8 protein-coding genes are annotated in these 8,906 nt (G+C 61.4%); 6 read left to right on the forward strand and 2 right to left on the reverse strand.

The window, feature by feature from the left end; all coding sequences use genetic code 11:
* The 3 genes from ACM62R_RS04925 to hisG all read left to right on the forward strand — a co-directional run.
* Nucleotides 1–1,015, forward strand: a 1,015-nt coding sequence (locus ACM62R_RS04925) for an ATP phosphoribosyltransferase regulatory subunit (protein ID WP_415182947.1), incomplete at its 5' end; no start/stop codon positions are given.
* Complete coding sequence (locus tag ACM62R_RS04930) at nucleotides 1,015–2,094, forward strand: ATP phosphoribosyltransferase regulatory subunit (protein ID WP_415182948.1); 1,080 nt, start codon at nucleotides 1,015–1,017, stop codon at nucleotides 2,092–2,094. The genes ACM62R_RS04925 and ACM62R_RS04930, both read left to right, overlap by 1 nt.
* Entirely contained in the window at nucleotides 2,091–2,798 is a 708-nt protein-coding gene (gene hisG / locus ACM62R_RS04935; protein ID WP_415182953.1) for an ATP phosphoribosyltransferase, read from the forward strand. Before ACM62R_RS04930 ends, hisG begins: the two co-directional genes overlap by 4 nt.
* Nucleotides 2,799–2,810: 12 nt before the next feature.
* Here hisG and ACM62R_RS04940 read toward each other — a convergent pair whose 3' ends face one another.
* Nucleotides 2,811–3,233 (reverse strand): DUF1489 family protein, encoded by a 423-nt coding sequence (locus tag ACM62R_RS04940; RefSeq protein ID WP_415182949.1) that lies wholly within the window; start codon nucleotides 3,231–3,233, stop codon nucleotides 2,811–2,813.
* 124 nt (nucleotides 3,234–3,357) lie between these two features.
* On the opposite strand from ACM62R_RS04940, the gene ACM62R_RS04945 reads away from it, so the two are divergent.
* The 3 genes from ACM62R_RS04945 (at nucleotide 3,358) to ACM62R_RS04955 (ending at nucleotide 8,087) form a co-directional block, all read left to right on the forward strand.
* Nucleotides 3,358–5,622 (forward strand): adenosylcobalamin-dependent ribonucleoside-diphosphate reductase, encoded by a 2,265-nt coding sequence (locus ACM62R_RS04945; RefSeq protein ID WP_415182950.1) that lies wholly within the window; start codon nucleotides 3,358–3,360, stop codon nucleotides 5,620–5,622.
* Between the two features lie 319 nt (nucleotides 5,623–5,941).
* Nucleotides 5,942–7,033 carry an AAA family ATPase gene (locus tag ACM62R_RS04950; protein ID WP_415182951.1) on the forward strand — a complete coding sequence of 364 codons (1,092 nt, stop codon included), beginning with the start codon at nucleotides 5,942–5,944 and terminating at the stop codon, nucleotides 7,031–7,033.
* 331 nt (nucleotides 7,034–7,364) lie between these two features.
* Entirely contained in the window at nucleotides 7,365–8,087 is a 723-nt protein-coding gene (locus tag ACM62R_RS04955) for a hypothetical protein (protein ID WP_415182954.1), read from the forward strand.
* A 188-nt stretch (nucleotides 8,088–8,275) separates the two neighbouring features.
* On the opposite strand, the gene ACM62R_RS04960 is transcribed toward ACM62R_RS04955, so the two are convergent.
* A partial coding sequence (locus tag ACM62R_RS04960; protein WP_415182952.1) for a hypothetical protein occupies nucleotides 8,276–8,906 on the reverse strand: 631 nt, incomplete at its 5' end.

Consider the following 8,906-nt stretch of genomic DNA (forward strand, 5'->3'; position numbering starts at 1 on the left):
GGCTGTGGGCATCCCGCGCGGCGACTATGTGGTGCGGGTCAATAACCGCAAGGTGTTGAATGGCGTGATGGAAGTGGTCGGCGTGTTCGATCCGTCCGATCCGTCGCGGTTTGAGGATGAACGCGGCATCGTGCTGCGGGCGATCGACAAATTCGACCGGCTGGGCGACGAGGGCGTGCGGGCCTTGCTTGGTGCGGGCCGCAAGGACGAGTCAGGCGACTTTACCAAAGGTGCCGGGCTTACGGACGCACAGGCCGATACGGTGATGGGTTTTATGGATGCCAGGCGTGCGAACGGGGGCGAAACCTGTGCCCGGCTGCGCGAACTTGCCGGTGACTCGTCACTTGGGCTTGAAGGCGTGGCCGAGCTGGAAACCATTGCCTCGCTTCTTGCGGCCCAAGGCTACGGCCCGGACCGCATCATCATTGACCCTTCCGTGGTGCGCGGCCTTGGCTATTATACGGGCCCCGTGTTCGAGGCGGAGCTGACCTTTGAAATCTTGGACGAAAAGGGCCGCAAACGTTCATTCGGGTCGGTCGCCGGGGGCGGGCGCTATGACGATCTGGTCAAGCGTTTTACCGGGCAGGCCGTGCCTGCCACTGGCGTCTCGATCGGGGTGGACCGTTTGCTGGCCGCTTTGCGCGCCAAGGGCCGCACCTCGGGCGAGGTCGCGGGCCCGGTTGTGGTGACGGTGATGGACCGTGACCGGATGGCCGATTACATGGCGATGGCGAATGAGCTGCGCGCCGCCGGGATCCGGGCCGAGGTCTATCTGGGTAACCCCAAACAATTTGGCAACCAGTTGAAATACGCCGACAAACGCGGCGCACCGATTGCCGTGATCCAGGGCGGGGATGAGGCTACGCGCGGCGTGGTGCAACTGAAAGACCTGATCCTTGGGGCGCGCATCGCTGCCGAAGCCAGCCTTGAGGAATGGAAAGCCCAGCCCGCGCAATTTGAGGTCAACCGCGCCGATCTGGTGGCCGAGGTCAAGCGTCTGCTGGGGGCGCAGTAATGGCCACCAAGGCCGCCGCCCGCGCCACCGGAGGCGTCATCCTTGCCGCGTTCCGTGACTTTGGCGCAATCGAGGTTGAGGCCGACATCTTGCAGCCCGCCGATGTGCTGCTTGACCTTTACGGCGAAGATATCCGGGGCCGCGCCTATGTTACTGCGGACCCGCTGCGCGGCGAAATGATGCTGCGCCCTGATTTTACCGTGCCGGTGGTGCAGGCGCATATGGCCGAGGGCGCGGAGCCGGCGCGCTATTGCTATCTGGGCGAGGTGTTTCGAAAGCAGGACCACCGCGGCAGCGCCCGCGTTGCCGAGTATTTTCAGGCCGGGTTCGAGGTCTTTGACCGCACCGACCCCGAGGCCGCCGATGCCGAGGTCTTTGCCCGGTTTTCGCAGCTTCTGGCCCCGTTGCGTCTGAGCGCCGCGATTGGTGATATTGGCCTACTGATGGATGCGGTGCGCGGCCTTGACACGCTTTCGGCGCGCAAGGCGGCGCTGCTGCGTCATATCTGGCGGCCGATGCGCTTTCAGGCGTTGCTGAACCGCTACGCAGGCGTGACCCCAGTGCCGCCCACACGGGCTGCGCTGCTGCGGGGCGATCCGGTCGCCAAGGCCCCTTGGGTCGGGCTGCGCAGCAAGGACGAAATGCAGGCCCGTATTGCCGCGCTGAAGGCCGATGCCGAAGCCGAACCGATTGCCGCCCGGGATGTTGCGCTATTGGATCAGCTTTTTGCCATCAAGGCGCCGGCACCGCAGGCGCTGACGCGGTTGCAGGATCTGGCCGCGACCATGCCCAGCATTGCGCCCGCTGTTGCCCGCCTTGGCCGCCGTCTAGCGGCGCTTACCGCCCGCGGTGTTGATCTGGCGGCGGTGATTTTTGATGCAAGCCATGGCCGCACGACATTGGAATACTATGACGGTTTTGTTTTTTCCTTTACCGCCGCTGATCCTGCCTTGCCGCCCGTGGCATCGGGCGGGCGCTATGACGCGCTGACGGCGGTGTTGGGGCAGGGGCGCTCAATCCCGGCTGTAGGCGGGGTGATCCGGCCGGGGCTGGTGGCCGATTTGGGGGGGCTTGTCTGATGTTGAAGCTCGGGGTTCCCTCGAAGGGCCGCTTGATGGAGCAGACCTTTGACTGGTTTGCCGCGCGCGGTGTGCGTCTGCGCCGCACCGGGTCTGAACGCGAATATGCCGGGGCGGTGGATGGTGCCGACGGGGTTGAACTTGTGCTCCTGTCGGCCGGTGAAATCCCGCGCGAGCTTTCGGCAGGGCGCATTCATCTGGGGGTCACCGGGTCCGACCTTGTGCGCGACAAGCTGGCGGACTGGTCGTGTCAGGTGGCCGAACTTGCGCCTTTGGGTTTTGGTCATGCGGATCTGATTATCGCTGTGCCCACCGCCTGGGCTGATGTTGATACGCTGGAGGATCTGGACGCAGCCGCCAGCGCCTTTCGCCATAACCACGGTCACCGTCTGCGGATCGCCACGAAATACCACCGCCTTGTGCGCGAATTCCTGCAAGCGCAGGGCGTGGCCGATTATCAGCTTGTCGATAGCCAAGGCGCTACCGAAGGCACCGTGAAAAACCTGACCGCCGAGGCGATTGCCGATATTACCTCATCTGGGGAAACGCTGCGGGCCAATCACCTGAAAATTCTGGCAGACGCCCTTGTGCATCAAAGCCAGGCTACGCTGTTTGCCGCCCGCGACGCCGATTGGACGAATGGCGCCAAGGCTGATCTGACCCGTTTTTGCGCCACGCTGGGGCTTGCCGCCCCCGCGCTTTGACAGGCCATCAGGTTAGCGCAGGCCAATTTCCGACAGGGCCGACATCAGATCGCGCGGCAGCACCTCTTCGGTGTCGCGGCCTTTGGGCAGGTCGCGTGGGGCATCCGCGGCGGCAAGGTAACGCCAGCCCTGAAACGGGCGCCTCGGCATCGCCTCGGTGCGGATCACCTCAGGGTCAAGGCGCAGGGCGCAGCGGCGGATACCGTCACTGCCGATGCGTTCCTCCAGCGCCACGATGCGTTGGCGTGCCAGCGTAATGCCCTTGAACACCCAGTAAAGCGAACCACCGGCCAGAATGTCAGCTTCGCGTTTGGGCCACATGCGGGTGACGTGTTCGGCGATGCCGCCGCCAAAACGCTGGTCTTGCCATTCAATCAGGTCTTCGACCCGCTCGGCACCAACACATAGCTTGATCAAGTGAACAACATCGGCCATAGGGCACCCCCAGACACTGCTATATAATGCGTGGGCACAGGGGTGCAATCCGTTGACCGCAAGTTTGCGGGGGCGTATCTTTTTCCTCTTTCCACCTGCCACGCCAGCCTTAAAGGACCGCCAGATGACCAGATTTTCCGCCCCGATTGCCGAACAGATCTGGGATATGAAATACCGTTTCAAAGAGGCTGATGGCACGCCGATCGACCAGACGGTCGAAGACAGCTGGCGGCGCATCGCGCGATCCCTGGCTGAGGTGGAGGCCGATCCGACCCTGTGGGAGGGGCGATTCTATTCGGCGCTTGAAGATTTCAAATACCTGCCTGCCGGGCGGATCACGGCCGGGGCGGGCACCGGCCGGTCGGTCACGCTCTTTAACTGCTTTGTCATGGGCACCATCCCCGATAGCATGGGGGGCATTTTTGACATGCTGAAGGAAGCCGCGCTGACCATGCAGCAGGGTGGCGGTATCGGCTATGACTTTTCCACCATCCGCCCGCGCGGGGCCGAGGTGAAGGGCGTTGCCGCAGATGCGTCGGGGCCGCTCAGCTTTATGGATGTGTGGGACGCGATGTGCCGCACGATTATGTCGGCAGGGTCGCGCCGGGGCGCGATGATGGCCACGATGCGCTGCGATCACCCCGACATCGAGGCGTTCATCACCGCCAAGCAAGACGCCGCCCGCCTGCGGATGTTCAACCTGTCGGTGCTGATAACCGATCCCTTCATGGAGGCGGTCAAGGCCGATGGCCCCTGGGATCTGACTTTCGGCGGTAAGGTTTTTCAGACGCTGAACGCCCGCGATCTGTGGAACCGGATCATGCGGGCAACCTATGATTTTGCGGAACCGGGGGTGATTTTCATCGACCGGATCAATGCCGCCAACAACCTCTCCTATATCGAACAGATCGCCGCGACCAACCCCTGCGGCGAACAGCCGTTGCCGCCCTACGGCGCCTGCCTTTTGGGCAGCATCAACCTGGCCCGTCTTGTCACCCACCCCTTCGAGGCTGGCGCCGCCCTTGACCCCGAGGCGCTTGAGGCGCTGGTGCGGCTGTCGGTCCGGATGATGGACAATGTGGTTGACGCAAGCCGCTTCCCGCTGCCGCAACAGGAAGAAGAGGCGCGCAACAAGCGCCGTATCGGGCTGGGCGTCACAGGTCTGGCCGACGCGCTCTTGATGCTGGGCCTTCGCTATGGCGCCCCCGAGGCAGCGGCGCAGACCGAAGCCTGGATGAAGGCGATTGCCCGCGCGGCCTATCTGGCCTCGGTCGATCTGGCCCGCGAAAAGGGTGCCTTCCCGCTGTTTGACGCTGAAAAATACCTTGCCAGCGGTAATATGATGCAGATGGACGAGGACGTGCGCGAGGCGATCCGCACCCACGGTATCCGTAACGCACTGCTGACCTCGATCGCGCCTACCGGCACGATTTCGCTTTATGCGGGCAATGTCAGCTCGGGGATAGAGCCGGTCTTTGCCTATGCCTATACCCGCAAGGTCTTGCAAAAGGATGGCTCGCGCACCGAAGAAGAGGTGGTTGATTACGCCGTGCAGATGTGGCGCGAAAAGTTCGGAGACAAGGCCCTGCCGGATTATTTCGTCAACGCCCAGACGCTGGCGCCGCTTGATCATGTGCGGATGCAGGCCGCGGCCCAAAAATGGATCGACAGCTCGATCTCAAAGACCATCAACTGCCCCGAGGACATCAGCTTTGATGATTTCCAGCAGGTCTATATGGCGGCCTGGGATCAGGGGTGCAAAGGCTGCACAACCTACCGCCCCAATGACGTGACCGGCTCGGTGTTGTCGGTATCGCAGGCCGCTGACAAGGCGCCCGAGGCCGATACCGGCGCCGAAGTCGTCTACCTGACCGAGCCATTGGACCGCCCCGCCGCGCTGGAAGGCAGCACCTACAAGCTGAAATGGCCCGGATCTGAACACGCGATCTACATTACCGTCAACGACATCATCCAAGCCGGCCACCGCCGCCCGTTCGAGGTGTTCATCAACTCGAAGAACATGGAGCATTTCGCCTGGACGGTGGCGCTGACGCGGATGATTTCGGCTGTGTTCCGCCGTGGGGGGGATGTGTCCTTCGTTGTGGAAGAGCTGAAAGCGGTGTTCGACCCGCGCGGCGGCGCCTGGATGGAAGGGCGCTATATCCCGTCAATTCTGGCGGCAATCGGCGGCGTGATCGAGCGGCACCTGATCTCGATCAATTTCATCGAAGGCGAAGGCATGGGCCTGAAATCCGACCCCCACGCCGAGCGCATGGCCGTCGGCGAGCCCCCGCGCGCCCGCGCCTGCCCCAGCTGCGGCGCCTATGCAATGCGCATGATCGAAGGCTGCATGACCTGCGCCGATTGCGGCCACTCAAAATGCGGGTGATTTATTTCGACTATATTATTTATCGGGTGTAGGACGCAGCATAAAATGTCCATTCCGGTAGGTTTTTGTCCATTATCGGAAGCATAAAGTGACCACCGAAGGTTTGGCCTTCGGTGGTTTTCTTTTATTTCAATATGTTAGGCGATGACCGGATTTCGCGCTTCAGACTGGGTTTTCCAACAGGTTGGAGCGGTTGACGCGCCCATCCCAAGCTGACCTAAGCTTCCTCCAAACCCGGGTTCTTCATCTCATCGCCTCACGAACATCCGTTCCGAGGGCGCATTGGCGGCGTATGCCGCCTGTCCAGAAGGAGCCTGCCATGTCCGCCCCTCTCCGCATTGTCGCTCTGCGCTTCGATCTCGAGACCTCACCGCAGAAGATCGAGCAGAAACTCACCGCGTTCCTGCGCGAGCTGCGCTGGAAGGCGCGCGGGTTTGACCCGGCGGTTCTCGAAGCCGCGCGCGAGGCGGATCGCTGGAGCGAAGAGTTGCGCGCCTGCAGCCCTAGTCAGCGCGATGGCGATAAGATCCGTCGCAGAGCAAAAGCGCTCGCAGATCGGCGCTTGCGGGCATCGGGGCTGGCGCATCTGAACAGGGACGCACGAGAGACGCTGAGCGGCCTCAGCGACGGTGTGCAGATAGTCCGTCTCGCGACCGAGCATCGCGCCGACGAAATCGCAGCGACGCTGCACGATGAGATGCCGTGGATGGCGCAGGCGACCACGCTGGCTTGGCACGCGATGCGCGAGAGTGTGCGCATCGGAGCGCCCGCCTTACACTTGCCTCCGATGCTGCTTGATGGGCCGCCGGGTGTCGGCAAAAGCTACTGGGCACGGCGTCTGGCGGAATTGATCGGCACGCCTTCGGAACTGATCGACGCCGCGAACGAGCCCGCCGGTTTCGCGGTTGCCGGCAGCCAGAAAGGTTGGGGAAGTGCGCATCGCGGTCGTCCGGTCGAGCTGTTTCTACGCGAGCGTGTGGGCAACCCGATCATGGTGATCGACGAGATCGACAAGGTCGGAGAAGTGCGCTCAAACAAGGGTATCAGCTTTGCGCTGAGCAATGCGCTCTTGCCGATGCTCGAACCCCTCAGCGCGCAGGCGTGGAGTTGCCCCTACTTCCGGGTCACTTTCGACATGCGCTGGATCAGCTGGATCCTGACCTCGAACAATCGCCGCCGCGTGCCAGCGCCGCTGCTCAGCCGCTGCCGGGTCGTCGATGTCCCGCCGCTTTCGGGCGCACATCTGGCGCATTTCGCGCGGCGGGAGGGCAGGGTGCGTGGCCTGTCGGAGGACGCGATTGCAACTTTGGCCGAGATGCTTGAAGGTTCCTCCCATCGCCTTGACCTGCGCGCGGTGATCAACCTGATTGATGACCTTGTCGCGCACGAGAATAGCCCGAGAGCCCATTGAAATCAGAGGCCGTCTTATGACCAACACGCTTATCCGATGCAGGAAGCCATTGGCATCACCCAACCCCAAGCCGACGACGCCCCCCGACCACCACGCTACCCACCCCGCGCCCACCACCCCCGCGAGCAAGCCAAACGCCTATTCCCCAGCCGCGATTTCCATTGAGGACTGGGGGGATCGGCCCCAACCGGGCCCTTCAGCGATAAGCCGGCATGCTGTGGTGCGGCCGGTCGAACCGGCCATTCGCTGCAGGCGCGAAATTCTGCAACTGGCGAATTCGCACCATGCGGACATCATGGAACTGCAGCGCGGTCTCTGGCAGCATGCTGACATGATTGAATTCCGCACTCTCGCCGATGACCATCCCGACCTCGCACATTCTCCGCTGCTTCGGGGCGCTCTCCTGACCCTGCAATATGCTCAGCAGCACGGATCAATTGGCCTAACTAAGACCAAGGCTTTCAAGCGCGTCTTCGTCCATTGGGCCGTCGAGCATTTAGACTGGTCGGGGAAAAGCGCAGAAGAGATGTTCCGCTACAACAAGGTGATCAATGAATATGAATTTCCCCCTCTCGAGGTTTTACATTATCTTCTGATCTCCCTGCGCCTGGGACGTCACTTCAAGGGTGAGTTTCGGCTGACCAAGCGTGGCACAGAACTGGCGCAAGCCCCTGGCCGCCTGTTTGCCGAGTTGATTCCATACTTTGTGTTCCAGATCGACCACGCTTCCTATTCGCGTTTCGACGATCGCCCCTTCGGAAAATGGGACGTCTGGATGAACGTGATTAACGTAGAAGCCGATCATGGCGCGACCGAGTCTGCCTTGTTCGAAGCCTTCTACGGTGAGCCACAAGATTGGCACACCGCGGGGTGGCGAGAGATGGCCGCATTTTCATCTTGCGTGCTGCGGCCGCTCGCATGGGCGGGATTGCTGATCGAGACCCGCGAAGACTGCGCCGGAAAGCAAGTGTGCCATGTGTTCAAGACCCCGCTCTGGCGCAGCGCACTCAATCTTGACACCGATGACATGCTGCGACCGATGTCCGTCCAGTGAGATTGTTTTCCCTGCTCCCAAGACGCGACACTGCTTGCGCATGAGCGGCCCAGAGTCGCCATTGACGAGTATCGCTCGATGCTGCGCCAGAAATTCGTATTGCTGGCTTTCGCTGCAAACGCAAAGTCTGGATCGGGTTGAGCTCATGGATTGCAGAGATAGTGTGTGAGCGCCTCGAATATCATTTTCTAATCGTCAGGTTCCGCAAGTGTTTTTACGTTTGTGCTCTTTAAATAGACGCGCCCGTTATCAATTGTCAGTCTGTCCTGCGCAACGGTAAACGGCACACCTCGTTGGGTGCAATATTTCAGAAATGCCGCTCGACCTAGCCAACGTGACAGATGAGACAATCCCCACAAACTCCTACCACGAAGTGCTTGGATGGCCGTGACGATGCCATACAGACCCAAAACTGTAGCGCCGTAGTTGGCCCATGCTGGCGGCTCGACTCCAAGAAGTGTGAAGGCGGTGGAGGCTGCAAGAAAGATGAACAACGCTCCGGCGGCAATTTGGACGAGGTTGATCCAACTATAGACGCGCGACTGCCCTATTAGCATCACGCCTTGATAACCTGCGCTGACTGTTGCCAGTTCCTGACGTGCGGCGCTTTCCCTATCTTCAGCTTCCTGCAATCGCGCAAGGAGTTTCGTATGGTCTGCGTCCCGAACCGCTTTCTCTGCCTCAAACTGCTTCCTAATTGCGGCCATTTCGGCGCGGGTATTCTGCTTCAGATTTTTGATCGTATTGTCTTTTTCAAAAAGCTGGTGTAAGCGGCGGTGCAAAAATAGACCACGGGAGCGGCGGGATGATCTCGCTGCG

Origin of the sequence: Phaeovulum sp., from assembly GCF_047638075.1 — a bacterium.
In the GTDB taxonomy this organism is placed as follows: Bacteria; Pseudomonadota; Alphaproteobacteria; order Rhodobacterales; family Rhodobacteraceae; genus UBA6197.

Coding starts and splice junctions, on each gene's coding strand:
- ACM62R_RS04930 (WP_415182948.1), top strand. CDS start 1,015: ATGGCCACCAAGGCCGCCGCCCGCGCCACCGGAGGCGTCATCCTTGCC.
- ACM62R_RS04945 (WP_415182950.1), top strand. CDS start 3,358: ATGACCAGATTTTCCGCCCCGATTGCCGAACAGATCTGGGATATGAAA.
- ACM62R_RS04940 (WP_415182949.1), bottom strand. CDS start 3,233: ATGGCCGATGTTGTTCACTTGATCAAGCTATGTGTTGGTGCCGAGCGG.
- ACM62R_RS04950 (WP_415182951.1), top strand. CDS start 5,942: ATGTCCGCCCCTCTCCGCATTGTCGCTCTGCGCTTCGATCTCGAGACC.
- ACM62R_RS04955 (WP_415182954.1), top strand. CDS start 7,365: ATGATTGAATTCCGCACTCTCGCCGATGACCATCCCGACCTCGCACAT.